Origin of the sequence: Brevibacterium litoralis (assembly GCF_040212315.1) — a bacterium.
GTDB classification, from domain to species: domain Bacteria; phylum Actinomycetota; class Actinomycetes; order Actinomycetales; family Brevibacteriaceae; genus Brevibacterium; species Brevibacterium litoralis.
Window position 1 is genome coordinate 26,485 of record NZ_JBDIUY010000023.1, and the last position, 25,323, is coordinate 51,807.

The 25,323-nt window shown below is 70.9% G+C and carries 20 protein-coding genes, 1 tRNA gene and 1 riboswitch; of the genes, 9 read left to right on the forward strand and 12 right to left on the reverse strand.

Features of this window, described 5'->3' with window-relative positions; genetic code table 11:
- Positions 1-20 precede the first annotated feature (20 nt).
- Together AAD496_RS08735 and AAD496_RS08740 are read right to left on the reverse strand one after the other, a co-directional pair.
- On the reverse strand, positions 21-272 hold the full coding sequence (locus tag AAD496_RS08735; RefSeq protein WP_349828279.1) for a hypothetical protein: 252 nt from the start codon (positions 270-272) through the stop codon (positions 21-23).
- Entirely contained in the window at positions 262-5,247 is a 4,986-nt protein-coding gene (locus AAD496_RS08740) for a DUF4011 domain-containing protein (protein ID WP_349828280.1), read from the reverse strand. The genes AAD496_RS08735 and AAD496_RS08740 overlap by 11 nt, the downstream gene beginning before the upstream one ends.
- Positions 5,248-5,362: 115 nt before the next feature.
- Between AAD496_RS08740 and AAD496_RS08745 the strand changes: the two genes are divergently transcribed.
- Positions 5,363-5,435: transfer RNA gene (locus AAD496_RS08745), tRNA-Arg, on the forward strand.
- A 106-nt stretch (positions 5,436-5,541) separates the two neighbouring features.
- On the opposite strand, the gene AAD496_RS08750 is transcribed toward AAD496_RS08745, so the two are convergent.
- From AAD496_RS08750 to pdxH, 5 genes are all read right to left on the reverse strand, one after another.
- Positions 5,542-6,573 (reverse strand): universal stress protein, encoded by a 1,032-nt coding sequence (locus tag AAD496_RS08750; protein WP_349828281.1) that lies wholly within the window; start codon positions 6,571-6,573, stop codon positions 5,542-5,544.
- Positions 6,574-6,778: 205 nt separating this feature from the next.
- Positions 6,779-7,282, reverse strand: a complete 504-nt coding sequence (locus AAD496_RS08755) for an HNH endonuclease (RefSeq protein WP_349828282.1) — start codon at positions 7,280-7,282, stop codon at positions 6,779-6,781.
- Between the two features lie 491 nt (positions 7,283-7,773).
- Positions 7,774-8,646 carry a C40 family peptidase gene (locus AAD496_RS08760; protein ID WP_349828283.1) on the reverse strand — a complete coding sequence of 291 codons (873 nt, stop codon included), beginning with the start codon at positions 8,644-8,646 and terminating at the stop codon, positions 7,774-7,776.
- A riboswitch (cyclic di-AMP (ydaO/yuaA leader) is annotated at positions 8,644-8,785 on the reverse strand. (Overlaps the previous gene by 3 nt.)
- A 319-nt stretch (positions 8,786-9,104) precedes the next feature.
- On the reverse strand, positions 9,105-9,791 hold the full coding sequence (locus AAD496_RS08765; RefSeq protein ID WP_349828284.1) for an iron-dependent transcriptional repressor DtxR: 687 nt from the start codon (positions 9,789-9,791) through the stop codon (positions 9,105-9,107).
- Between the two features lie 271 nt (positions 9,792-10,062).
- Positions 10,063-10,791 (reverse strand): pyridoxamine 5'-phosphate oxidase, encoded by a 729-nt coding sequence (pdxH, locus tag AAD496_RS08770; RefSeq protein WP_349828285.1) that lies wholly within the window; start codon positions 10,789-10,791, stop codon positions 10,063-10,065.
- 37 nt (positions 10,792-10,828) lie between these two features.
- Here pdxH and serC point away from each other — a divergent pair, with 37 nt between their 5' ends.
- Positions 10,829-11,959: a phosphoserine transaminase gene (gene serC, locus AAD496_RS08775; protein ID WP_349828286.1), complete on the forward strand. Its 1,131-nt coding sequence runs from the start codon at positions 10,829-10,831 to the stop codon at positions 11,957-11,959.
- 89 nt (positions 11,960-12,048) lie between these two features.
- Here the strand turns inward: serC and AAD496_RS08780 are convergent, their stop codons facing one another.
- The 5 genes from AAD496_RS08780 to AAD496_RS08800 form a co-directional block, all read right to left on the reverse strand.
- Positions 12,049-12,543 (reverse strand): DUF456 domain-containing protein, encoded by a 495-nt coding sequence (locus AAD496_RS08780; protein WP_349828287.1) that lies wholly within the window; start codon positions 12,541-12,543, stop codon positions 12,049-12,051.
- An 84-nt stretch (positions 12,544-12,627) separates the two neighbouring features.
- On the reverse strand, positions 12,628-13,890 hold the full coding sequence (locus AAD496_RS08785; RefSeq protein WP_349828288.1) for an MFS transporter: 1,263 nt from the start codon (positions 13,888-13,890) through the stop codon (positions 12,628-12,630).
- A 100-nt stretch (positions 13,891-13,990) separates the two neighbouring features.
- A complete protein-coding gene (locus AAD496_RS08790; protein ID WP_349828289.1) occupies positions 13,991-14,983 on the reverse strand; it encodes a DUF3027 domain-containing protein in 993 nt (330 codons plus the stop codon).
- Entirely contained in the window at positions 14,983-15,363 is a 381-nt protein-coding gene (locus AAD496_RS08795; protein WP_349828290.1) for a cold-shock protein, read from the reverse strand. Before AAD496_RS08795 ends, AAD496_RS08790 begins: the two co-directional genes overlap by 1 nt.
- A gap of 248 nt (positions 15,364-15,611) precedes the next feature.
- Positions 15,612-15,860, reverse strand: a complete 249-nt coding sequence (locus AAD496_RS08800) for a hypothetical protein (RefSeq protein ID WP_349828291.1) — start codon at positions 15,858-15,860, stop codon at positions 15,612-15,614.
- Between the two features lie 127 nt (positions 15,861-15,987).
- On the opposite strand from AAD496_RS08800, the gene AAD496_RS08805 reads away from it, so the two are divergent.
- From AAD496_RS08805 to pspAA, 7 genes are all read left to right on the forward strand, one after another.
- Positions 15,988-18,156: a helicase-associated domain-containing protein gene (locus tag AAD496_RS08805; protein ID WP_349828292.1), complete on the forward strand. Its 2,169-nt coding sequence runs from the start codon at positions 15,988-15,990 to the stop codon at positions 18,154-18,156.
- Complete coding sequence (locus tag AAD496_RS08810; RefSeq protein ID WP_349828293.1) at positions 18,153-19,802, forward strand: DNA repair helicase XPB; 1,650 nt, start codon at positions 18,153-18,155, stop codon at positions 19,800-19,802. Before AAD496_RS08805 ends, AAD496_RS08810 begins: the two co-directional genes overlap by 4 nt.
- A 66-nt stretch (positions 19,803-19,868) precedes the next feature.
- Positions 19,869-20,627 carry a response regulator transcription factor gene (locus tag AAD496_RS08815; protein ID WP_349828294.1) on the forward strand — a complete coding sequence of 253 codons (759 nt, stop codon included), beginning with the start codon at positions 19,869-19,871 and terminating at the stop codon, positions 20,625-20,627.
- A 77-nt stretch (positions 20,628-20,704) separates the two neighbouring features.
- Positions 20,705-22,492 carry a sensor histidine kinase gene (locus AAD496_RS08820; RefSeq protein WP_433913748.1) on the forward strand — a complete coding sequence of 596 codons (1,788 nt, stop codon included), beginning with the start codon at positions 20,705-20,707 and terminating at the stop codon, positions 22,490-22,492.
- Between the two features lie 18 nt (positions 22,493-22,510).
- Positions 22,511-24,079 carry a S1C family serine protease gene (locus tag AAD496_RS08825; RefSeq protein ID WP_349828296.1) on the forward strand — a complete coding sequence of 523 codons (1,569 nt, stop codon included), beginning with the start codon at positions 22,511-22,513 and terminating at the stop codon, positions 24,077-24,079.
- Between the two features lie 125 nt (positions 24,080-24,204).
- Positions 24,205-25,005, forward strand: a complete 801-nt coding sequence (locus AAD496_RS08830; protein ID WP_349828297.1) for a PspA/IM30 family protein — start codon at positions 24,205-24,207, stop codon at positions 25,003-25,005.
- Positions 25,002-25,286, forward strand: a complete 285-nt coding sequence (gene pspAA / locus AAD496_RS08835; RefSeq protein ID WP_349828298.1) for a PspA-associated protein PspAA — start codon at positions 25,002-25,004, stop codon at positions 25,284-25,286. Before AAD496_RS08830 ends, pspAA begins: the two co-directional genes overlap by 4 nt.
- Positions 25,287-25,323 lie beyond the last annotated feature (37 nt).

Here is a 25,323-nt window from a genome sequence, read left to right on the forward strand (position 1 = left end):
CTCAGGAGATTACCAGGACATCAGGACCCCCTGTCGGAACCCCGGTCCTCGTCCTTCCGCCCGTTCCGCTCGTTCCGCGCCGTGGACCGGAACCTTCCGGCCACCGTGGGAGGGGCCCAGTGGGGCGGCCGGTCGGCCAGGTAGGCCGCATCGCTCGACGCACCACGGCCCGCGTCCCCGTCCGGCTCCTCCGCGCCACCGGATTCATTGCGCAGGGTCCGCTTGTAGGACTCGATCGCACGGCGCGCGGCCGCGGATCGATCATCGCCCATCCGCAGAACCCTTCCGATCGGAGTCCGCCGAGGCGCCCTCCCCGTCCTTCGTGGACGTGTCCTGCGTGGACGTGTCCTTCGTGGACGTGTCCTTCGTGGACGTGTCCTTCGTGGACGTGTCCTTCGGGTTCGTGCCCTTCACGGTCTCACCCGCCGACTCCTCGCCCTTCCCGGACGCGGGATCACCGGACCCGGCGCCCTTCCCGAGCGCACCCTGCAGGCGGGCGAGCAGGGGCCCGTCCGAGGGAGTCCCCCGCAGACCAGCGTCGAGGAGGTCCTGTTCGCGTAGCTTGCCGGTGTCGAAGAGAGGCATGACCTCGGCCTGGTCGACTGCGGCCCCACGGGTCTCGAAGTGGACGTCCCCGTCCGCCCTACCGGAGTCCTCCGCCGACCCTGCGGCACGGTCCGTTCCGTCGGTGCCGGCCTCGGCCCCTGCGGCGCCGGTTCCCGCGGGGCCTGAGCCCTTGCCCGCGGCACCCGCGAGGTCCCGCACCTCGGCGGCGGTCCGCTTCGTCTCCTGGAACCGCTTGCGGTAGCGGGCGACGGCGGAGTCGAGCACCCGCTCGACCCGGGGACTCGCACCCTTCTGGGCGAAGGCCGCCCGGAGGTGCGCCTTGATCTCCGCGTCGGAGCGGCCGATCCCGTCGGACTGGATCCAGTCGACGGTCGCGTCGATGTCCTCCTGCGCGTATTTGTGCAGCGGCAGGCCCGGGGTCACCTTGGGGCGGGTGCCCTGTCGGCCGACGACGACCGCCGCCGCCCGGGCCGCGTTGAGCACCGCCTGGGGCGAGAGGTCCTCGACGGTCTCCTTCCACACCTCGAAGATCTTCTCCGCCTGGGACTGGGGATCGACGAAGGCGTCGGTCGACCACAGGCGCTGGCACCGCCACCCGCGGCGGGCCAGGATCTCCGGGCGCAGGCGCTCGCGCTCGCGCAGGGAGGGGGTGCGGGCGTAGTCGGGTCCGTCCGTCTCGACTGCCAGGGCCATGCCCTGGTCGTCCTCGTGCGACACGGCGACCGCGAGGTCGATCCCGGCGTAGTCCTCCTCGCCGGCGACCCCCATCCGCCACAGGCGCTGGGCGATGTCGATGACGAGCGGGTCCTTCTCCTCACCGGTGACGGCCGGCCGGGTCCGGCCTCCGGCGGCGACGGCGGCCAACAGGTCCGGCAGGAGACGCGCACCGTGGGCCAGACGCCGCCGGTCGAAGTCCTCCGGCGAGAAGCAGGAGACGAGGGTGAGCTTGCGACGGGCCCGCGTGATCGCGGCGGCGAGCATGCGTTCACCACCGAGCTTCGACAGGGCGCCGAAGTCCGGGAGCACCCGGCCCTGGAGCGTCCGACCGTAGCCGAGCGAGAAGATCACCGAGTCCCGGGCCATCCCGTGGATCCGTTCGCAGTCGGTCACGACGAAGGGTTCCTTCGAGGCGTCGGTGAAGAAGGACGCCACGTAGGGGTACTGCCGGATCGCCTGCTGGATCCCGGTGGCCACCCGTTGCGCGTGCCAGGGGGTGAGCGTGACGACGGCCAGGGACTGCCGCGACCGGGTCCGGGCGTGCCGGATGACGAGGTCGACCACCCGCTGCACCTCGGCGTCGGGGCTCTCGACCTGACCGGTGGCGGTGTCCGGGGACCCGAGGGCATCGGCCACGTAGGAGAACTCCAGCCCGGGGCCCTCGTGGGTGAGCGCCGTCGGCAGGCTCGTGACCGCGTCGTCGTAGAACAGGTCGTTGACGAGGTCGACGAGTCCCGGCGGCGAGACCCGGTAGTTCATGTGCAGCCGGTGCACAGGCAGGAACTCCGCGAGCTCGGAGAAGACGCTGCGTGTGCCCTCCTCCGGGGTCGGGGTCCGGCGGTCGACGGTGACGGAGAAGTCCCGCGGGCCGAGCAGCCGGTCGTCACCGAGGGCGATCACCTGCTTGGCACGGGCGATCGCCGGGAGCACCTCGGGCACGGTGAGGCGCCCGGCGTCGGCGACGACGACGGTGTCGAACAGGGGCGCGGCGGCGAACAGCTCCGGCACCCGGAGGGGGCTGGCCATCCACACCGGGGCGATCGACGTGAGGATGTCCGGCGCCTCGGCACTGAAGGCGCGGACGTCCAGGTGGGTGGACCGCAGGTGAGCACGTGCGGCCTTCGCCTGGTCGCCGCGGTCCCCGATCGCGGCCTTCCACTTCTTCGAGTGGCTGAAACGCAGACGGTCGGCCCCGGCGGCCACGTACTTCTTGTCGCTGATCCGGTAGTCCGCGGCGACCCGGTGGAGGGCCAGTCCGTCGTGCCCGCCGACCTGCGGGTCGGCGACCGCGAGGCTCTGGAGGACCGAGGCCCAGTAGGCGAGGTCGAACTCCTGCCCGACCGCCTCGTGCGGCACCCGGCGCGCCCGCAGGTCGTCGAGCAGGGCGCCGAGCCCGGCGTCCCGCAGCGTGTCGTCGAGCGCGGTGCAGGCCGGCAGGGCCACGAGCCCGGCCTTGTCCTCACCGAGCGCCTGGAGCCGGGCCTGCAGCTCCTGGAGGTCCATCGACTCCAGGTCACCACCGTCGGGGGTCGTCTCCAGGTAGGGCGCCAGCTGCGCGAGGTCGCGGGTGATCTCCCGGTGCGCCTCGTCGGCCTCCAGCAGTCCCCGGGGCACCCGCGGACGGGTGGGACCGCCGGAGAGCTCCGCGAGCGCCTCGCGCTGCTTCTTCGCGTCGACGAGGGCGGAGTGCAGGTCGTTCACCACGACTCCGGGGCGCAGGAACTCCTTGGCCGCCTTGCGCAGGCGGCGCCGCTCCCACACGCCCATCTCAATACCCTGGGCCTTCCGGTACTCGGCGTCGCCGGTCGCGGCGATGAGATCGGTGAGTCCGTGGGAGAACACGTCCGGGGAGAAGGAGTCGAGCGTCCGGCGCACCCCGAGCAGGAGTGACAGCGCCCGCCCCCAGGCCGCGACCGTCCGTGTGGGCTCGACCTGGGCCCGCTCGAGCACCGGCTCGGCGAGCTCGACGAGACCCGGCAGCCGCTTGGCGGCCCGGGCGGCGAGCGCGCGGGCCTTCTCCGCCTCCTCGGTGTCCGTGAAACGCGCACCGAACCACACGGTGTCGGCGACGTCGAGGGTGAAGGCGCCGAGTGAGGAGTACTCCAGCAGCTTCCTCCGCAGCTCGGCCCGGCGTTCCGGGACCGCCTCGACGATCGCGGCGTCGAACCGGACCGGTGTCGAGGGGCCCGCATGATCGGCGGTGAGCGCCGCCAGGTGTTCCATCGTCGAGTGCACCGACACGCCCCAGGGTTCGCGGACCCGGTGCAGGGACTCGGTGTGCGCGAGCAGCGTCTCCCGCTGCTCGGTGAGCGTCTTCAGCAGGTCCGTGAGGTCCGGCTTCTCGGCCTTCTCGGCCGACCCGATGAGCGAGATCAGCCGCTTGTGCACGTCCGTCGTCGAATCCCGGCCGTCGACCGCGAAGTCGGGCAGGCCGCAGGAGGCCATCCGGGCGGCGAAGTCGTCGAGCGCATCGGAGTTCTGGGCGACGTAGAGGACGCTGCGTCCCATGTGGGCGAGCGTCGTCGCGACCGCGACGGCCACCTGGGTCGCACCGGTGCCCGGGGGCGTGTCCACGACGACGGAACGACCGGCCATCGCCGCGTCGACGACGGCCTGCTGGTCACCGTCGACGTCGATCGCCACGAACTCCTCCTGCGGCCGGCGGTCTGGCAGCGGCGTCGGGGTCCGACCCGCGGTCGTCGGGGCGGGGGTGACGGCGGGGTCCTCCGTCGCTTCCTCCCCCGCGGCCGGGTCCTTCTCCGCCTCCGCCGCCGAGGCGCCCTCCCCGGAGGGTGCCGAGGTGGGCTTCTCGGCCGTGTCGGTCTTCGCCGGTGTCCCGGCCTTGGCGGTCTTGTCGCTCTTCTCCGGCTTCTCGACCTTTTCGCTCGTGTCGACCGTGTCGGTCTTCTCCGGCTTCGCGGCGTTCCGGGCCGAGCCCGAGAGCACGCCGCCGGCAGTGAGCGAGACCGCTTCCGTCCGGGGCGGCTCGACGGAGGACTTCCCTTCGGCGGCCGACTGCCCCTCCGCAGGGGTCTTCTCCGCGGACGCGTCCTTCTCCTCGGCAGGTGACTTTCCGGCCTTCTCCGCGGTCGGTGCCTCGTCGGCGGGAATCGGGACGGTGGCCGCCGGGTCCCCGGCGATCCGCTCGGTCGGGCGGGCGTCGTGGTCGACGGAGGCCTGTGCGGCCACCGGTCCACCGAAGCCCACGCGGGCGGTCTTCTCGCCGGCGAGCGCACGGAGCATCGGGTGGGCGGCCGGGAGTTCGTCGGTCGTGAAGGGGGTGACGATGTTCGCGAAGGTGCCGATCACGTAGCGCTGGTTGACGAGCACACCGGCCACACCCTTCGTCACGGCGCGCAGACGCTCGTAGACGGGGTGCGGGTCGAAGGTCTGGCCACCGCCGGTCGCGGCGACCCACTCGGCGACGTCGATCTCGATGCCGTGCTCGCGTTCCAGGTAGCTCACGAGCGCGGGGTTGACGGTGACGTCGGCGTCGAGGGCGACCTCGTAGTCCTCGACGGTCGTACCACGCGGCACGAGGGTCACATGACGGAGGAGGACCGGGGCGGAGTACTCGGTGCGCGAGGGCGTGTCCGTCCGGGTCCAGGTGGCGAAGCCGATCGCCAGGTGCGCGGTGTTGATCCCGCGGTCGCTCGCCAGCCGCTCGGCCTTCTGCCGGATCGAGCGGGCGCGACGGCGTGCGTCGGAGAGCACCTCGGGATCGCGGAGCAGGCTCGACAGCCGCGTGGACCGCCCGGCGAGCAACTGCGCCAGGCCGGAGGGGTGGGCGCCGGACAGGTCGATGGTGCCGTCCCGGGAGTCCCGGTGGTGGAGCATCGTGTCACGTCCGCCGATCCGGGCAGCACTGTCCCGCCACGCGGCGAAGGCATCGCTGACCGCGGTCCGGGTCGCGGCCCGGTCGTCACCGGAGGACGTCTGTGGAGCGGAGTTCGGATTCGACACATTCGGAAGCCTATCTGTCCCGCGCGCCACTGCGTGGGTGGCGCGCCGGGGCACGGGACACCTGGCGGACACTGGTAGAATCTGGTCGGTCCGGTCGCGTCGAGCGGCCGGGTCCGGCTCCGTAGCTCAGGGGATAGAGCACCGCTCTCCTAAAGCGGGTGTCGTAGGTTCGAATCCTATCGGGGCCACTCGGTCATCGTGGTCGAGATCGAAGCGGAGGGGCCCTGTCGCCCGCCAGTCCACAACTGGCGAGCGACAGGGCCCCTCATCTATTCATCGGTCCGATGGAATCGGTCAGAGATTCAGTTCCGGGGGTGGGGTGTGCAGGTGCCGGGTGTGCTTGGCCTCGACGACCATGGTCGGGCACCCGGAGTAGGGCAGCACCGACTGCGAGGTCGAACCGAGCAGGAGACCGGCGAACCCACCACGTCCACGGGTGCCGATGACGAGGACCTCGGCAGTGTCCGAGGCCCGGACGAGCACCTCGGCGGGCTGACCGTCGTAGAGCGTCCAGTGCACCGTGAGATCGGGGAACTTCTCCCCCACCACGGCTGCGGCGGCCCGCAGCTTGTCGGTGCCCTCGTCGAGCAGCCGCTGCATGTCACCGGCACTCGGCAGCCACTCCGGTCCGACCACGGTCGTCGAGACGACCGCGATGATCCGCAGCGGCGTCCCCCGCTTCCGGGCCAGGGCCGCGGCGGCCCAGAGTGCCGGCGAGTCCTTGCCGAGCGAGTCGACCCCGACGACGACACTGCCGGAGTGGTCGAGACCGGGCACGGTCTCCGCGTCCTCGTCGAGGGAAAACTCTGTGCCCGCGTCGTCGCGGACCGGCCGTGACGAGCTGTTCTTGGGCGTCCGTTCTGCGTCCGCCGACCAATCGACGGGCACGACGACGGTCGGGCAGTGGGAGTGGGCCGGCAGCGCACTCGACACGGTGCCGAGCAGACGCCCTGCGAACCCGCCGCGTCCGCGCGACCCGACGACCGTGAGCACGGCCTGCGATGACTCCTCGACGAGCACCCCGGCGGCGTCACCGATCTCGATGACGGCCTCGACCTCGACGCCGGCGGCCTTGACCTCCGCCGCGGCCTCCTTGAGGACGGCGGTGACCGAGGCCCGGATCGAGGTGTCGTCGATGGGCACGTAGGACACGTCGATGGTCGCCGCGGCGACACTGGGGATGGTGTAGGCGCCGACGAGCCGGATGGACCGGCCGAGCGCCCGGGCCTCCGTGATCGCCCATCCCAGGGCGTTCCGGCTGGCCTTGGATCCGTCGATTCCGACGACGATCGCCTGCGGATCGGCGACGGTGACCTTGTCCGTCATGGCTCTTCCTCCTCGTGCCTCGTCACGTGGTGACGGCCCCCGGGTGTCGGCCCCGGGTGTCGGACCGTCCCACCTCGCTGAGACGTGTCCCACTGTAATGGCCCGTGACCGGGCACGGCAGGCCCCGGACGGATTTCGATCGCGGGTGTCTCACAAGGGAGAACGCCCGCTCCACCGGAGCGTGGCAGGTTCCGGAAGAAACCGCTCAGGCGGCCGTCGCGTAGGACAGGAAGGGTCGCCACTGCTCGACGGGGGCGTCGACGTCACGCAGCCAGAAGTTGCCGGTGCGCGGCCGGGTGGGCGTGAAGCGCAGCTCCCACCCGATCTCCTCCGGGGTCCGGTCACCCTTGCGGTTGTTGCACGTCCGGCAGCAGGCGACGAGGTTCTCCCAGGTGTTCGCCCCGCCTCGGGACCGCGGCAGGACGTGGTCGACGGTCGTCGCGTGCCCGTCGCAGTACGCGCAACGGTGCCGGTCCCGCCGGAGCACACCACGGCGCGAGAGCGCCACCGACCGGTCCCGCGGCGGCCGCACGTAGCGGCGCAGGAGGATGACGGAGGGTTGCTCCATCGACAGCGTCGCGCTGCGCACGCGCGCCCCCTCCTCCGCGGCGAGCACGGTCGCCTTGCCCGCGAGGACGAGGACGACCGCGCGGCGGAACGAGACGATCGACATCGGCTCGTACCCGGCGTTGAGGACCAGTGTCTTCATGGCAGTACTCCTTGCTCCGGGCGAGTCCGTGCCCGGTCCAGGAAACGACACGAGGCGCTGCGCAGGAGCGCAACGCCTCGGGTGAAGGGCGGGAAGGGTATCCGGTCGTGCTCGACGACGGACACACGCACGGGTATCCGCACGGCGGTGACGGATATCCGGTGTCCCGGCCGCACTCCACCCCGGGCCCGGGTGTCGACGACACGGGCCCGCGAGCGATGCACACCGTGGTGCAGGCGGCGACGGGACACGGTTCTCCTCCTCATCGCGACCCCGCGAGAGGGGGTCACTGCGGATCCTTCCGCCTGCCAGCCTAACCCAGGAGGTGACGTACACCACTCAGGAAGGGGTCAGGGGGAGGACCGGGACATGAATGTCCGGTGAATGCATCGATCGATGAATGCACCGATCCGCCCCACCCGGACAGGACGACCGGAGGAGGCGGATCGGTGGTGAGGGACGCGCTGCGGCGAGCAGCGCGATCCGGGAGATCAGAGCACGCGGATGTAGGTGACCGAACCCATCCAGGAGTGCGAGCGGTACGAGGTGCCGGAGCTCGGGGAACCGGCGTCGTACATCATGCCGTTGCCGGCGTAGATACCGATGTGGCCGGGGCGGTAGACGAGGTCGCCGGGACGGGCCTCCGAGGCGGAGACGGTGTAGCCGGCAGCGGCCTGGGCGCCGGAGGTGCGCGGGAGGTCGACGCCCACCTGGGAGAAGACGTAGGCGGTGTAGCCGGAGCAGTCCCACCCGGAGGTGCTCGTGCCACCGTAGACGTAGGGCACGCCGGTGTACTGGGCGGCGATCGAGATCACCGAGGAGGCGGAACCGGAAGCCTGCGACGAGGCCGAGGACTCCGAGGAGGACGATGCCGAGGACTCCGAGGAGGACGACGATGCCGAGGACTCCGAGGAGGACGACGATGAGTCGGAGCTCGACCGCTCGTTCGAGCGGGAGCTGGAGGTGCCACGGTCGGACCGGTCCGAGGAGGACGCGGAGACGGGCTCCGGCTCCGGCTCCGGCTCGGGTTCCGGGGCGGCCTCGGCGGTGACGGAGGTGGAGGCGGACACCATCGGGAGGGCGTTGTCGCCCTCCTCGGGTGCGGCCACGGTGACCGACTGCGAGGTGTACTCGACGGCCTCGGGCTTCTGCGCCTCGGTCGAGACCTGCGGGGCGTCGGACTTCTCGTCCGTCTGGCCGATCGCCGGCATGCCGGCGGCCACGACGAGTCCACCGGCGGCGGCCACGACGGCCGCGCGGCGGCCGACGGCACCGGAGTTGGCGCCGAGGGCGGCGGTGAGATCGGTGAGCGGGGTCTTGACGCGGGTGTCGGCCGCGCGACGACCGTGCTTCTTCTGGGTCACTGTGTCCTCCACTGCCGCCGGGGTGAGCTGTCGGGCTCGGACGAAGGATGTCCGGTCCGCCGGTGCGGACTTCGCCCCGAGTTCCTGTGCGAGCAGGAACGAGAGGTGGGTCCCCCGTTGCCGTCGGAATGTCCTGTGTCCTCCGTGAGCGGCGACGGCACCAGGCACTCCGCTCGAAGGGTCACCCCCATCGAAGGGCGACGGGAAAACAGTAACCGAACGACAACGCAATGTCACATTACGATCACGGGATCGTGTCGAAACCGTGGCGAGAGCACCTGTTCTCCCTGGTCACGGCTCTGTAACGAAAAAATGTGATTCATAACGGACCCGCCGCGACACAGCATGCGCTGAGCGGCGCGGGAGTGCGTGCAGGGCAAGGCGGAGGAGCGAAGGAGTACGTGGGTTTGGTACTTCGAGCGATCGACAACGCAGCCCTGCGCGTGCTCCCGCGTCGCTCAGGTCAGGGTCACGAAGACGTGGGAGGCAGTTTCTTCGGGCAGGTCGAGGACGGTGTCGTTCCCCGGGGTGCGCAGGGTGACGTACTCACCGGCCTGGACGACCTCCACCTCGGCACCGGGCATCACACCGGTCTCCTGGAACTGCGCGAGGAGATGGATGTCCACCTGGAGGGGCTCGCCGAACCACACGATCCACACCCGGTCGCCCACTCGTGCGGGTGCGACCCGGGCCAGCGACTGCGTGGTCGGCGTGGGCACGGCCTCGACGCCGAGCGCTTCGAGACCCGGCACGGGGTTCCCGTAGGGGCTCGTCGAGTGTTCGGGGAGGATTTCGACCAGGCGTCGTTCCACCTGCTCGCTCATCACGTGCTCCCACCGGCAGGCCTCGTCGTGGACGAGTTCCCAGTCGAGCCCGATGACGTCCGAGAGCAGACGCTCGGCCAGGCGGTGCTTGCGCATCACGCCGGTCGCGATCGCCCGCCCCTCGGCGGTGAGCTCGAGATGCCGGTCCGCGTCGACGACGAGCAGCCCGTCCCGTTCCATCCGAGCCACGGTCTGCGACACGGTGGGGCCCGAGTGGTCCAGCCGCTCGGCGATCCGGGCGCGCAGGGGCACGATGCCCTGCTCCTCCAGCTCGACGATGGCCTTGAGGTACATCTCGGTGGTGTCGATCAGATCGTTCACGTGCCGCCTTCAGCTCCCGGTGTCCGTCTCACCCGCATCCTAATCGGGTGCGGGGTGCCCGTGCGCCCGCCGTCCGCCCGGCGAGGACCGCCGACCGGCACGACGACCGTCGGGCCACGATCCAGTTTAGAACGATTCCATTCTGTGCGGGAGGGGCAGGACAGGCCCCACCACCGCTCACGGCTGTGTTCCACGCCGCCCGAACCCCGGCACCCCTCCACTGCTCACGGCTGTATCGCGCGCCGCCCGAACCCCGGCACCCCTCCACTGCTCACGGCTGTAGCCGCGTGGCGGACCAGTCCGCGGCTTCCGCGAGGCTGGCCTCGTCCACCCCGGCGCGGAACACGAAGCGGTCGTGGAGGCGGTGGGCACCGCCCTGCCAGAACTCGATCGTCGTGGGCCGCACCCGGTACCCGCCCCAGTGGGGTGGCCGCTCCCCCACCCCCTCCCGGAACCGGGGCTCGGCGGCCAGGGCCTCCAGCCGTGCCTCCAGAGTCGCGCGGTCGGCGATCGGCTCCGACTGCTTGCTCGCCCAGGCACCCAGCCGGGCACCCTCGTCGCGGGACAGGAAATAGGTGTCGGACTCCGCGGCCGTCACCTGCTCCACGACGCCCCTCACCCGGACCTGGCGCTGCACCGGGTGCCACGGGAAGGTGAGTGCGGCACGGGGGTCGGCGGTGAGCTGCCGACCCTTGGCAGACAGGTAGTTGGTGTAGAAGACGAACCCGTCGGGGGCGAATCCCTTGAGCAGGACGATGCGCGCGTCCGGACCGTCCGCGTCCGCCGTCGCGACCACCATCGCGTTGGGCTCGACGATGCCCGGATCCGCGCCCGCCTCGCGGTACCACCGCACGAAGAGTTCGTACGGGGTCGCCGGCACCTCGCGGAGACGGTCCTGCCCGTATTCCCGTCGGGTGGCGGCGAGCAGGGCGAAGGGGTCGTCGGGGATGGTTCCCGGTCCGGAACCGTTGTCCGCACTGTGGGAGGAGTGGGAGTCCATGCGGGCAGGATAGACCCACGCGACTAGAATCACACGGGTGACTGACACCCAGAATCCCATGAAGATCCCTGCCGAACTCCTCCCGGCCGACGGCCGTTTCGGATCCGGTCCCGCCCGCGTCCGCGACGCCCAGATGCAGGCGCTGTCCGCCGCCGGGCGCACCGTGATGGGCACCTCCCACCGCCAGGCCCCCGTGAAGGACCTCGTGGGCCGTGTACGCACGGGCCTCACCGAGCTCTACGACCTGCCCGCCGGGTACGAGGTCGTCCTCGGCAACGGCGGCTCCACGGTCTTCTGGGACGTCGCCGCCTTCGGGCTCGTGCGGAACAGGGCGGCCCACTCCCAGTTCGGCGAATTCGGTTCCAAGTTCGCCAAGGCGACCCGCACGGCGCCCTTCCTCGACGAGTCCGTGGTCGTCGACGTCGCGCCCGGCTCCGGCGGTGTCCCCACCGCGGTCGAAGGGGCCGACGTCTACGCCTGGCCGCACAACGAGACCTCCACCGGTGTCGCCACACGCATCGAGCGCCCCGCGGGTATCGACGACGACGCCCTCGTCCTCATCGACGCCACCTCCGCGGCCGGTGGCCTGGACGTCGACATCACGCAGACGGACGTCTACTACTTCGCCCCACAGAAGAACATGGGCTCCGACGGCGGCCTGTGGATCGCGATCATGTCCCCGCGGGCGATCGCGCGCGCACAGGAGATCAAGGAGTCCGGCCGGTGGATCCCGGCCTCGCTCGACCTCGTCACCGCGATCGACAACTCGCGCAAGAACCAGACCTACAACACCCCCTCCGTCGCCACCCTCCTGCTGCTGGCCGAGCAGATCGAGTGGATCAACGGCAACGGCGGGCTGTCCTGGGCCGCCGAACGCACCGCCACCTCCTCCGGCCTCGTCTACGACTGGGCCGCGGACTCCGATGTCGCCACCCCCTACGTCACCGACGCGGCCGACCGCTCGTCCGTCGTGTGCACCATCGACTTCGACGAGTCCGTCGACGCCGCCACCGTCGCGAAGATCCTGCGCGCCAACGGTGTCGTCGACGTCGAGCCGTACCGCAAGCTCGGCCGTAACCAGCTGCGGATCGCCACCTTCGTCTCCGTCGACCCGGAGGACGTGAAGGCGCTTCTCGGCTGCCTCGACTACGTGCTCAGCGGCATGTGAGATCACGGAAAACGGCACGGATCACGGGTTCCGGAACCCGTGATCCGTGCCGTTTTCCGTGATCTCACCCGGGGCCGAAGAGGTACGCCTCAGATCCAGTGGACGAGGTTGCCGACCGTGAAGGTGCCCGCGGCGAGGGCCGCGCAGCCGAACTCGACGATGATGCCGATGCCCGCCGCCTTGATCGCGGTCCAGCTGGAGTCCCAGGCCTCACGGGGGTCCTTGAGACGGACGTACTCGGACAGGTAGAGACCCGCGACGAACCCGACCAGCAGCCCGATCACCGGGATGACGAAGAAACCGACGATCGCGGCGAGCCCGCCCCACAGCAGGGACGAGTTGGGGATCCCCCGGTCCTTGAGCTTCGTCCCGGTGAGGATCCACGAGGCGCTCATGCCCGCGGCGACGAGCACGGCGACGATGCCGAACACCACCCAGCCGGTCGTGCCCCCGATGAAGAACGCCCACACGAGGACCGCGAGCCCGATGAGGATCGAGCCGGGCAGCACGGGCAGGACGATGCCCAGGCAGCCGACGAGGACGGCGAGGGAAGCGAGGACGGTGACGATCACATCGGCGGTCATACCGCGATTCTCCCACGCGTACCCGCCCCCTCACCCCGAGGAGAACCCCAGACACCGGCTGCCGACGAGTCCGCGCCGCCCGCCTCAGGGATGCCCGTCGTAGCTCAGGTGGAGCCGCAGCCGGGAGACCCGCCGCACCCGCATGTGCTTGGCGGTCACCATCCAGCCGGCACCGATGAGGATCCCGACGACACCGGCCGCCCCGGCGATGAGGAGCCCGACCCTCGGCCCCCACAGGTCGACGGCCCACCCGGCCAGGGGTGCGCCCAGCGGTGTCCCTCCCATGATGACGGCGGCGTGGATCGACATGACCCGGCCACGCACGTGGGCCGGCGTCGTCATCTGGATGTACGCGTTCGCCTGCGTCATCATCGACACACTGGAGAACCCGATCGCCACGAGCGCGACGACGAAGGTGACGTAGGTCGGCATCACGGAGGCCACGAGACAGGCGAGGCCGAAACCACCGGCGAACAGGAAGATCCTCCGCAGGCGCGGGTTCGCCCGCCGGGCGGCGATCAGCGCACCGGCGAGTGACCCGACGGCCATCACCGAGTTCATGAGCCCGAACCCGCCGGCGTCCTGTCCGAACTCGATGCTCGCCATCGTCGCGGTGTACAGGCCGAAGTTGAACCCGAGCGTCGTGATGACGAAGAGGATGGCGAGCACCACCGCGAGGTCCGACCGTCCGGCGATGTACCGGAAGCCACCGACCAGGCCCCGGAGCCCGCCCTGGCGTCGCCGTTCCGAACGCCGCAGACGGCCGGTGTCCATGAGCAGCATGCCGACGATGACACCGAAGAACCCGAGTCCGCTGAGCAGGAACACCGGCCCCGCGCCGAGCACGACCGTGAGCACACCGGCCACGGCGGGGCCCACGAGGCGTGCGGAGTTGAAGGAGGCGGAGTTGAGCGCCACGGCGTTGGGCAGCAGCTTCTCGCCCACGAGTTCGGACACGAAAGTCTGCCGGTTCGGGGCGTCCCAGGTGGCGACCACCCCGAAGAACAGTGCCGTCGCGTAGACGTGCCAGAGCTCCAACCATCCCCCGACGGTGAGGACGAACAGCAGGAGCCCGGTGCAGCCCATGAGCGCCTTCGTGACCATGAGCTGATGCCGCTTGTCGAAACGGTCGGAGAGCGCACCGGTGAAGGGGAACAGGAGGAGCTGCGGGAGCATCTGCAGCGCCATCGTGAGGCCGAGCGCCACCGAGTCGTGGTCGGTGAGCATCGTGAGGACCACCCAGTCCTGCGCCGTGCGCTGCATCCACTGCCCCGTGTTCGACACGGTGACGCCCGCGAACCAGTTGCGGTAGTTGGGCTCGGACAGTGAACGGAAGGTCGCGCTCATGGGGGTGACGGGGATCCTGATCTGCGCGGGCCGCGCGGGGAGGGTGCAGCAGGGAAGAGGAACCGCCGACGGCGCGGGGCCATCGGCGGGTGGGATGTGATCAGTGGTGCACGAGATCGCCGGAGGAGGCGGCACCCGTCCGACCGGGATCGCCCCCGACGACGTCGAGGTCCTCGTGCAGGTCGTCGACCACCGGGCTGGGACGCTGCGGATCCGAGCGCTCGTGGTCGGTCTCCGAGTGCGCACCGCACCCGGCGTCGAGGGCGACCACCCGCCCGTCGAAGGGCGACCAGGCGTTGGCGCACACGCCGAACCGGGTGCGGAAGGACCCGGCCATCGGCATGAGGTAACCGCACGTCGAGCAGGGTGCGGAGGCCTTCTGCGCGTACTCGCCACCGGGCCCGGCCTCGGACTCCTCCCAGCGGGTCGCGGCGGCCCGGATCCCCTCCGGCGAGAGCACCCGGGTCCTCCCGAGGCCCAGCTCGTAGGTCTGCAGCTGGTCGATGTCGGCGTTCTCCGACCAGTCGACCTGGGCCAGTCCCGGCTCCAGGTTCGGGTCGTCGTCGACCTTCGGCAGGGTGTCCTTGGGCGTCATGTCACCCGGCTGGACGCGCTTCTCCCACGGCACCCAGGCGGGCGCCACGAGCGCTTCGTCGCCGGGCAGCAGGGCGGTCTCGCAGACCGTCACCTTCTTCGACCGCGGCGCGCGCGCCAGCACGGCGACCCAGTGCCAGCCGCGGTACCGACGGTCGGTGCACACGAAGGAGTGCGTGGCCAGTCGCTGCCCCTCCATGACGGCACCCAGGTGGTCGCCGATGTGCGCGGGGTCCGCGACCTCCGCGATCGCCGACCGGGCCACGTCCACGGCGGCCAGCAGGATCGCGTCCTGCGCGGGCTTGGCGGGACGGGCCCGGCGGGCCCGCGGCTTCGTCTCCTCGGTCGTGCCCTCGACGGTCGCGGCCGAGGCGCCCTGCCCGGGACCGGCCTGGGTGCCCGAGGCAACGGGTGCGGTCTGTTCCACGCCGGTCGGCGCGGCGCGGGAGGCTGCCGCCTTACCCGCTGCGTCCGACCACCGTGCGAACAACTCGCTCATCAATTCTCCAATTCGTCTGCGACGGCCCGCAGGACCGAGGCGATCCTGTGGGAGTGTCCGGCATCAGGATACCGGCCCTTGCGCAGACCCGCCGACGTGTCGTCGAGGACCTTGATGACGTCCTCGATCATGACGGCCACCTTCTCCGGATCCTTGCGGCGGGGCTTGCGCCGGGGTGCGGGATCGTCGAGCACCCGGGCCTTGAGCACCTGCTTGCCCTTGCGGCCGTCGATCATGTCGAAGTCCAGGCGCATCCCGGCGTGCGGTTCGACCCCGGCGGGCACCGTCGAGGCGTGGAGGAACACCTCCTCACCGTCGTCGGCGGCCACGAAACCGAAACCCTTGTCGGCGTCGTACCACTTCACGCGTCCGTGCGGCATGTCGATCACTGTCCTTTTCGTCCGGTGGGTCCCACCGCGGTCGAGGTGGGTCCGGGGCCACCCCGCCGTCCGCTCCGCAACCCGCCGCCGACAGCGACGGGAGGTGTACGGACGCACGGCAGGTGCTCCGGTTCGAGATGGGTTTCCACGGGATCGCGCCCGTGGTCGGTGGGCATCCGTGACCACGGGAGTCGTCCTCCCGGTGGTGGGATGCAGCGCGCGCGGCCGGTGTCGTCGGCCCGTCGGGGTCAGGCGGCGGATCTCCGGGCCAGGAACGACCTGACCAGTTCGATGGCCATGACGAGGAACGCCAGCGGGATCACGATCATTCCGAACCACGTGAGGACCACACTCGGTGTCGCACCGGCGATCCCCTGCACGCTCACGATCACGATCGCGAGGAATCCGAGGACCCCCACACCCGCGGCCCAGAGCAGGACACCTGACACACGCCGGGATCGCGCTGCCGCCGACCCGTCCGTCGTCGTCCTGCTCACGAGGACCTCCTGAAGTCCGATCTGTCTCACGTCCTCCCGCCGCCGGTCGGACACGGGGATCCCACGGCGGAAGGAGCGGACCTCGAGTATATAGGGACCACGGCCGCACGGTCGTAGGGTGGGGACGATGTCCTCCTCGACCCCCCTCACCTTCACCGCCTGGTTGCGTGGTGCCCCGGACGCCCGGTTCGGGGCCTTCTGCCGCACCCGGCGGGATCTGTTGCGCACCGACGCCCCCGGTCTGCGCGCCGTGGCCGCGGCCGCCGCCTCCCGCTCCTCCGTCGCCCTCGTCCTCGAATCCCTCGACACCGGCCTGCTGCGCATCGTCCACCGTGCCGCCGTCGCCGCCCGTGTCGAACCCGTCGTCCCGGCCCACGTGCTCGGGGCGGGCCCCGAGGAGATCTCCCGACTGCTCGACCTCGGTCTCCTGTGGCCGGCCCACGCCGCGGACCTCCCGGATCCCGTGGGCGCCACGGCCTTCCGCCTCCAGACGGAGGCCGTCGGTCTGCTGCCCACATCCGCCGCCGAGCGGGCCACTCCCCCGGCCTGGTCCGAGGAGTCCCCCACCGCCGCCCAGGCGCCCTCCCCTCCCCGGGTCCGGACCGTTCCGGGCCCGATCGTCGAGAACGCCCAGGCCGCGGCGACCGCGCACGTGCTCTCCCAGGTGTTCGGCCTCGCCGACGCGCTCGAGGCGGAACCCGCCTCACAGCTGGTGAGCGGCGGGATCGGCAAACGGGACGTCCAGCGGCTGGCCCGGGCGCTCGACGTCGACGTCGCCCATGCCGTGTTCCTCCTGGAGACCGCCGGTGCCGCGGGACTACTGGGGGTCGGGGGATCGGAGACCGATCCCGCCTGGGAACCGACCCTCGAGTACGACCGACTCCTCGCTGCGGACCGGGCCGAGGCCTGGGGCGTGCTCGTCCGCGCCTGGGCGACCCGCGAGGTCGACACCGCGCACGTCCTCGAGGGCCGCACCGGCCGTGGGGACCGGACCCACGCCCTGGCGACCGTCGCACGAGCCGGCGGTCCCTCGCCCTATGGCGGGTTCCCGTCCTCGCGTCCCCAGGTCCCGTGGCTCACCCATCTCGTCCTCCTCACACTCGCGGACCTCGCGGGCGACACGGAGGGAAGGGCGGTGGCCGACGCGGACCTCGTCGACCGCCTCCGCTGGGACCACCCCCTGTCCCCCGCGGTGAACGCCGCCTCGATCTCCCACGTCCTCGCGGAGGCCGAGGCCTTCGGTCTCCTGTGCACCCCTCTCGCGGACCCCCACGCCCACGCGCTCACCGGACTCGGCGGGCACCTGATCGACGACCACCGCACCGCGATGGCGGGCCTGCCACCTCTGCTCCCCTTCGACCCGGACCTCGTCACGGTCTCCCCCGGGCTCCTGGAGCGGGTCCGGGAACTGCTGCCGGCGACCACCTCGACCGTCGTCCTCCAGTCCGATCTCACGGCCGTGGCCACCGGACCCGTCGACCCCCGGGTCCACGCACAGCTGCGCCGTGTCGCCCGGGTCGACACCCGGGGGCAGGGCACTGTCTACCGGTTCACCGCCGACTCCGTGGGGGACGCCCTGCGGGACGGCATGGAGGCCGGCGACGTCACGGCGCTGTTGCGGCGGATCTCGACGACGGGTGTCCCCCAGCCCCTCACCTTCCTCCTGGAGGACGCCGCTGCCCGGCTGCGTCGGACCCGGCTGGCCCCGGCCCGCTCGGTGATCGTCGTCGACGACCCCGACGACCTCACGACCCTGCTCGCGGATCCGCTGCTCGTCTCCGCCGGTCTCGAACGCCTCACCGACACCGTGGGCATCGCACAGGTCACCCAGGACCGTCTGGCCCACCTCATGGAGGCGGCAGGGCGTCCGACCCTGCGCCACGAGGTCTCCGGTCCCGCACCCCGTGCACCCCGGCCACCCCGCCCGGCCCCGGCGGTGCGGAGGACCACACGGGTCCCCGACCACCGGCTGGAATCCTTCATGGCATCCCTGCGTTCCCCTGCCGCCGAGGGGTCCGGGGACGCCGAGGTCGCCCCGGTGAGCGTCCTCGACGTCCTGCGCGACGCGGCGGCGACCCGTACTGAGGTCGACGTGCTCGTCGTCGGCTCCGACGGCACCCGGCGCACCCTGCGCCTGCGGCCCACCCACGTGTCCGCGGGGCGGGTCCGGGCCGTGCGCCGGTCCCGGGCCGGCGACACCGAGGTGACCCTCGGGATCTCCCGCATCGTCTCGGTGCGCGGGACCGGGACGACACGCGGTGAGGAACAGCGCGAGGAACAGGGAGGAGACCGGTGAACGGACCACTCATCGTCCAGTCGGACCGCACGGTCCTGTTGGAGTCGGGACACGAGGACGCCGCGGAGGCCGCGATCGCGATCGCACCTTTCGCGCAGTTGGCGCGCACCCCCGAACACGTGCACACGTACACGATCACCTCACTGGGACTGTGGAACGCCCGGGCGAGCGGGCACGACGCGGAGAGCGTGGTCGACACCCTGCTGGAGTACGCCAAGTACCCCGTCCCGCACGAACTCCTCCTCGAGATCGTCGACGTCATGGACCGGTTCGGGGTGCTCACCCTCCACCAGCACCCGATCCACGGGCTCGTGCTGCGCAGTGCTGACACGGCCCTCCTCACGGATCTCGTCGGGCAGCCGGATCTCGTGGGGCTGTTCGGACCACGCGTCGAGGACGACACCGTCCTCGTCCACCCCTCGGAGCGTGGCGAGCTCAAGCACCGCCTGCTCAAGCTCGGCCATCCGGTCGCCGACCACGCCGGGTACGTGGACGGGGAGGCCCACCGGATCGCGCTGTCCGACGACACCCATGCCGCCGACCCGGGGACGGCGAAGTGGCACCTGCGCGACTACCAGGCCGATGCGGTCGACGCCTTCATGCACGGCGAGTCCGGGGTCGTCGTCCTGCCCTGCGGTGCCGGGAAGACGGTCGTGGGCGCCGCGACCATGGCCGAGGTCGGGACGACGACGCTCATCCTCGTGACGAACTCCGTGTCCGCCAAGCAGTGGAAGGCGGAGCTGCTGCGCCGGACCTCGCTCACCGAGGACGAGATCGGCGAGTACTCCGGGGCCGTCAAGGAGATCCGGCCGGTGACGATCGCCACCTACCAGGTGCTCACCACCCGAAGGAAGGGCTCCTACCTGCACCTGGAGCTCCTCGACGCCCGCGACTGGGGCCTCGTCGTGTACGACGAGGTGCACCTGTTGCCGGCACCTGTCTTCCGCCTCACCGCTTCGCTCCAGGCCCGCCGTCGGCTGGGTCTCACGGCGACCCTCGTGCGCGAGGACGGCCGCGAGGACGAAGTGTTCTCCCTCATCGGCCCCAAGCAGTTCGAGGTGCCCTGGAAGGAGATCGAGAAGGCCGGGTACATCGCGACCGCCACGTGCCACGAGGTGCGCGTGCGCCTCGACTCCTCCTCCCGGATCGCCTACGCCCACGCCGAGGGCGAGGACCGGTACCGGATGGCGGCGACGACGGACATGAAGGTCCCGGTCGTCGAACGTCTGGTCGCCGAGCACCCGGACGCCCAGGTCCTCGTCATCGGCCAGTACCTCGACCAGTTGGAGGAACTCGGCGCCGCCCTCGGGGCCCCGGTCCTCACCGGGAACACGCCGCTGGGCGAGCGCCAAAGGCTGTTCGCCGGGTTCCGGGACAAGGAGATCCGGGTGCTCGTGGTCTCGAAGGTGGCGAACTTCTCCGTCGACCTGCCCGAGGCCTCCGTCGCGATCCAGGTCTCCGGGTCCTTCGGGTCCCGCCAGGAGGAGGCGCAGCGCCTGGGCCGGATCCTGCGACCCAAGGAGCACGCGGAGCCGGCGACCTTCTACACCGTCGTCGCCGCGGACACCGTCGACGAACAGTTCGCCGCCCACCGCCGCCGGTTCCTCACCGAACAGGGCTACGACTACACCATCAGCAATGCGTGACCGAGGCTGCACTCGCGTACAGCTGAGGTTCAGGAGACATCCAGGATCGGACTTCATGCTGGATCCATGACTGCACAGAGCGAACCCCAGGAGGTCGAGGCCACGCTGCTGGTCGTCGACGACGAGCCCAACATCCGGGAGCTCCTGTCCACCAGCCTCCGCTTCGCCGGTTTCGACGTGCTGTCCGCGGCCAACGGCGCGGAGGCACTCCGACTGGCCGAGCAGGCCGAACCCGACCTGCTCGTGCTCGACGTGATGCTGCCGGACATGGACGGCTTCACCGTCACTCGTCGCCTCCGCCAGGCCGGCCGGCACATCCCGGTCGTGTTCCTCACCGCACGTGACGACACCACCGACAAGATCACGGGGCTCACCGTCGGCGGCGACGACTACGTGACGAAGCCCTTCAGCCTCGAGGAGGTCGTCGCCCGCATCCGCGCCGTCCTGCGCCGCACACACGCCGCGGACGAGGAGGACGCGGCCGTCATCGAGGTCGGCGATCTGGAGCTCGACGACGACACCCACGAGGTGCGCCGCGGGGGGATCCTCATCGACCTCTCGCCCACCGAGTTCAAGCTGTTGCGCTACCTCATGCTCAACGCCAACCGCGTGCTGTCGAAGGCCCAGATCCTCGACCACGTGTGGGAGTACGACTTCGGCGGCGACACCGGCATCGTCGAGTCCTACATCTCCTACCTGCGCCGCAAGATCGACGCCGCACCGACGACCGACGAGGCCGGCAACCCGATCGACGTCACCTGGGCCCCGATGATCCAGACCAAGCGTGGCGTCGGCTACATGCTGCGGACCGCCGAGGCCAAGTGACTTCCTCCCGCCACGGGGCGGGCCCCCGCAGGGTGTTGTGGGAGGACTGGTCGCTCACGACCAAACTCCTCGTCATCATGCTCACCCTCGTCACCCTCGTCCTCACCGGGACGAGTTCCTGGGTACTGGCCAACCTGCGCGCCAGTCTCATCGAGCGGACGGACCAACGTCTCATCGACACCTCCTCGGCCCTGGCCGTGGAGGCCGCGGAGATCGTGTTCACCCCCACTCCGGAGACGACGAACGAACAGGAGTCACGCGCCGAGGAGTCGCTGCGGGACCTCCTCCCGCCGTCCTACTACGTGCAGTTCTACCTGCTCGACGGCACCCGGGTGTACGACCCCGTCTCACCGACGACCGACAACACACCGGCCCTGCCGACCATCGACTCGCAGACCGTGTCGTACATGAACGGCAGTCCGTTCACCGTCAACGGCACCGGCTCGCAGTGGCGGGTCCGGGCGCTCAAGGTGGAGAACTCCGATCTCCTCGTGGCGATCGCCATCCCGTTCGACGCGGATGTCGACGCCATCAGTGAACGGGCCCGGAACACGATGGTGGGGATCGGTCTGCTCGCCTTCGCGCTCGTCGCCGGAGTGGGCTACTTCCTCATCACGAACACCTTCCGTCCCCTCAAGGACATCGAGAAGACCGCCTCGCGCATCGCCGCCGGGGACCTCTCGCAACGTGTCACCCCCTATCCGCGGGGCACCGAGCTCGGCCGTCTCTCGGCGGCACTCAACACGATGCTCGGACACATCGAGGACTCCTTCGACGGGCAGACCCGCTCGGAGAAGAGGATGCGGCAGTTCATCTCCGACGCCTCGCACGAACTCCGGACCCCGCTGGTGACCATCCGCGGGTACGCCGAGCTCCACCGGGTCGGGGCGCTCACCGATCCCGAACACCTCGGCCAGGCCATGGGACGGATCGAGGCGGAGGCCAAGCGTCTGGGTGTGCTCGTCGACGACCTCGTCGTCCTCGCCCGCCTCGACGAGAAGCGGGCCACGGAGATCGGTGCCGTCGACATCGGGGCGATCGTCCGCGACGCCGCCGCCGACGCCGCCGCCCAGGCCCCGGACCGTGACATCGCGTTCCTGTCGCTGAGCGGCGGGGACGCCGAGGAGGTGCCCGCCGTCCTCGGCTCCGAGGCGAAACTGCGACAGGTGATCGTCAACCTCGCGGCCAATGCCGTGCGGCACACGCCCGAGGGCACGGCGATCGAGTTCGCCGTCGGCGTCGTCGGACGCCCGGGCACCACCGTCGACCCGGACACCGGCGAGACGCTCACCGTCGACGAGGAGACGGAGAACACACCGGACACAGGCAGGACCAAGGATGCACTCGGCTTCGTCACGGGGCCCGTCCGTATTCTCGGTTTCGGCAACAGATCAGGAAACAAGGAGAACGACGGGGGTTCCGGACAGGAGCCGTCGACGCCGGACGGGCCCGGTCCCGCACCGGACACCGGGAGCAGGGAACCACAGAGATCCGAGGGCCTCACCGGGGAACAGACCCTCATCCGACCGGACGTCACCGCGGCCGGCGGGGTGAGCGTGAGCGACCGGCTCGCGGGTTTCCCCGACGGCCGGGTCCGGTTCGAGGTCCGTGACCATGGCGAGGGCATCGACCCCGAGCTCGTCCCACGGATCTTCGAACGGTTCTACCGCCTCGACGCCTCCCGCACCCGGGACACCGGCGGCTCCGGCCTCGGACTGTCGATCGTCAAGGCGATCGTCGAGTCGCACCAGGGCGAGATCTCCGTGCATCCCACCCCCGGCGGCGGCGCGACGTTCCGCGTCGACCTCCCCGTCCCTCCTTCCAACGGATCCGGCACCGCTCCCTCGACGGACGGCGGCCGATGATCGAAAGGTGTTTCATCGATGACCGATCCCACACGGCCCGATCCCACCCGTCCCGACGCCGCCGGGCCGACCGGTCCGGCGGCACCGACCCCTCCGGACCACGCACCGTCCACGGGCCGGACCCGCGCCACCGGACAGGCACTCTCCGCTGACGAGGCGACCTCCCCGCAGGTCCCGCCCGTTCCCCACGGTGCCCCGCAGGGTGCCGCCGGACCCGGCTCGCCCTACGGTCACCGTGGTCCGCTGCCGGGGTCCGCACCCGGGCAGGGATCCGCGTACGGGCAGAACCTCCCGTACGGACAGAGTTCGCCTCACGGGCAGACCTCCCCCTACGGACAGGGCGCATGGCAGGGACAGGGATCCGGCCAGGGGCAGGGCGCCTCGGCGGCGGGGACCTTCGGAGCGGCACCGGGGGCACGGCCTCCCGGAGGGTCGGCTCCCGAGGGTCCGCGGCGTGGTCGTCGGGGCCCCGGCTGGGGCGGGGTCCTCGGGATCGCCCTCGTCGCGGCCCTGCTCGGCGGCGGTCTGGGGGCCGGGTCCGCCTGGTTCCTCGACGACTCCGCGGGTTCCGCGACCACCCCGACGGTCGCGGCCGGCAAGGACTCCCCCGACGCTGTGAACACGGACGGGCTGGCGTGGACCGATGTCGCCGCCGCCGCGTCCCCGGCGGTCACCGCCATCCAGGTGGTGGTCGGCGGGCAGTTGGCCGGGCAGGGATCCGGCTGGGTGTACGACGCCGAGAACGGATACATCGTCACGAACAACCACGTCGTCGCCGAGGCGGACACCCCCGGCGGTACGGTGCAGGTGGTCTTCAGTGACGGGCAGACCGTCGAGGCCACGATCGTCGGCCGCGACCCGGAGACGGACATCGCCGTCATCCAGGTCCAGCAGCTGCCCGAGGGCACCCCGGCCCTGTCGATCGGTGACTCCTCCGGCCTCGAGGTCGGCGACCCCGTCATGGCGCTCGGCAACCCCCTGGGACTCGCGGACACCGTGACGACCGGGATCGTCTCCGCGCTCGACCGGCCGGTGACGACGACGAACATCGGGCAGAACGCGAGCGAGCAGGAGGTGGCGCAGACCATCACCTCGGCGATCCAGACGGACGCCGCGATCAACCCCGGCAACTCCGGCGGACCGCTCGTGAACGCCGCCGGTGAACTCGTGGGCGTGAACTCCTCGGCGGCGACCCTGCAGGACGCCGGGGCCTCCGGGCAGGCCGGGTCGATCGGCATCGGGTTCGCCATCCCCGCGTCCCAGGCGCAGAACATCGCCGACCAGTTGATCGAGCACGGGTCCGCCGAACACCCGGTCCTCGGCGTCTCGATCGCCTCCGGCGAGGCGGAGGTCAACGGACTGCCACGGGCGGCCGTCACCCTCGTCGACGTCCAGGCCGACTCCCCCGCCGCCGATGCCGGGCTGCAGGCCGACGACCGGGTGATCTCGGTCGACGGCAAATACGTCAACGGGATCATCTCGCTCCAGGCGCTCGTCCGTGCCCACGCCGTCGGTGACGAGGTCACCATCGGGTACGTGCGTGACGGCGAGGTCGAGGAGACCACCGCGGTCCTCGCCGGGGAGTGAGGCCGGGTGGCGGTCCGGATGTGTCCCGGCCGCCACCCGGGGGAAATCCGGGAGGCAACATCCAGACTCCCCCGGTAGTGTTGGGCGCGACACAAGGACCGGTCGTCCGAAGGAGACACCCCCGCATGAGCATCTTCAAGCGCATTGCGATGATTTTCGGCGCCAAGGCCAACAAGGCCCTGGACAAGGCCGAGAACCCGAACGAAACGCTCGACTACTCGTACCAGAAGCAGCTCGAACTGCTGCAGAAGGTCCGTCGCGGTGTGGCCGACGTGGCGACCAGCCGCAAGCGGTTGGAACTCCAGATCGGGCAGCTGGAACAGCAGCAGGGCAAGCTCACCGAACAGGCCCAGAAGGCCATGTCGATGGGTCGGGAGGACCTGGCACGCGAGGCCCTGACCCGCAAGTCCGGTCTCACCAACCAGATCAACGACCTGCAGACCCAGCACCAGGCACTCCAGCAGGAGGAGCAGAAGCTCACCACCGCCTCGCAGCGCCTGCAGGCCAAGGTCGACGCCTTCCGTACCAAGAAGGAGACCATCAAGGCCACCTACACCGCCGCCGAGGCGCAGACCCGGATCGGCGAGGCCTTCTCCGGCATCTCCGAGGAGTTCGGTGACGTCGGGATGGCCGTGCAGCGGGCCGAGGACAAGACCGCGGAGCTGCAGGCCCGCGGTGCCGCCGTCGACGAGCTCATCGCCACCGGTGCCCTCGACGACGTGACCGGTTCCGGTCAGGACGACATCTCCCGCCAGCTCGACGCCCTGTCGAGCGACAACGAGGTGGAGATGGAGCTCGCCCGCATGCGGGAGGGCCTGCCCGCCGGTCAGTCGACCCCGCGCGCGGCGCTCGAGGCCGAGGACGCCACGGTCGTCGACCCGCAGCAGCAGACCACCGGTCAGCCGCAGCAGGGAGGTGCCCAGTGATCGTCCGCATCATGGGAGAGGGCCAGTTCGACGTCGCCGACGTCGAGCAGGACACCCTGCAGAAGTACGACGACGAGGTCGAGACCGCCGTCGAGGGCGGCGACTCCGAGCACGTCCACTCCGCGCTCGTCGCCCTGCGCGAGTTCGTCCTCACGCACGCCAAGCCGGTCCCGGACGACTACCTGGGTGCCTCCGACATCGTCGTGCCCTACCCGGACGCGGAGATCGCGGAGATCACCGAGCTCCTCACCGGTGAGGGATTCATCCCCGAACTCGGCTGAACTTCACGCCGCCCGAGCCCCGGCACCCCGCCGCTGC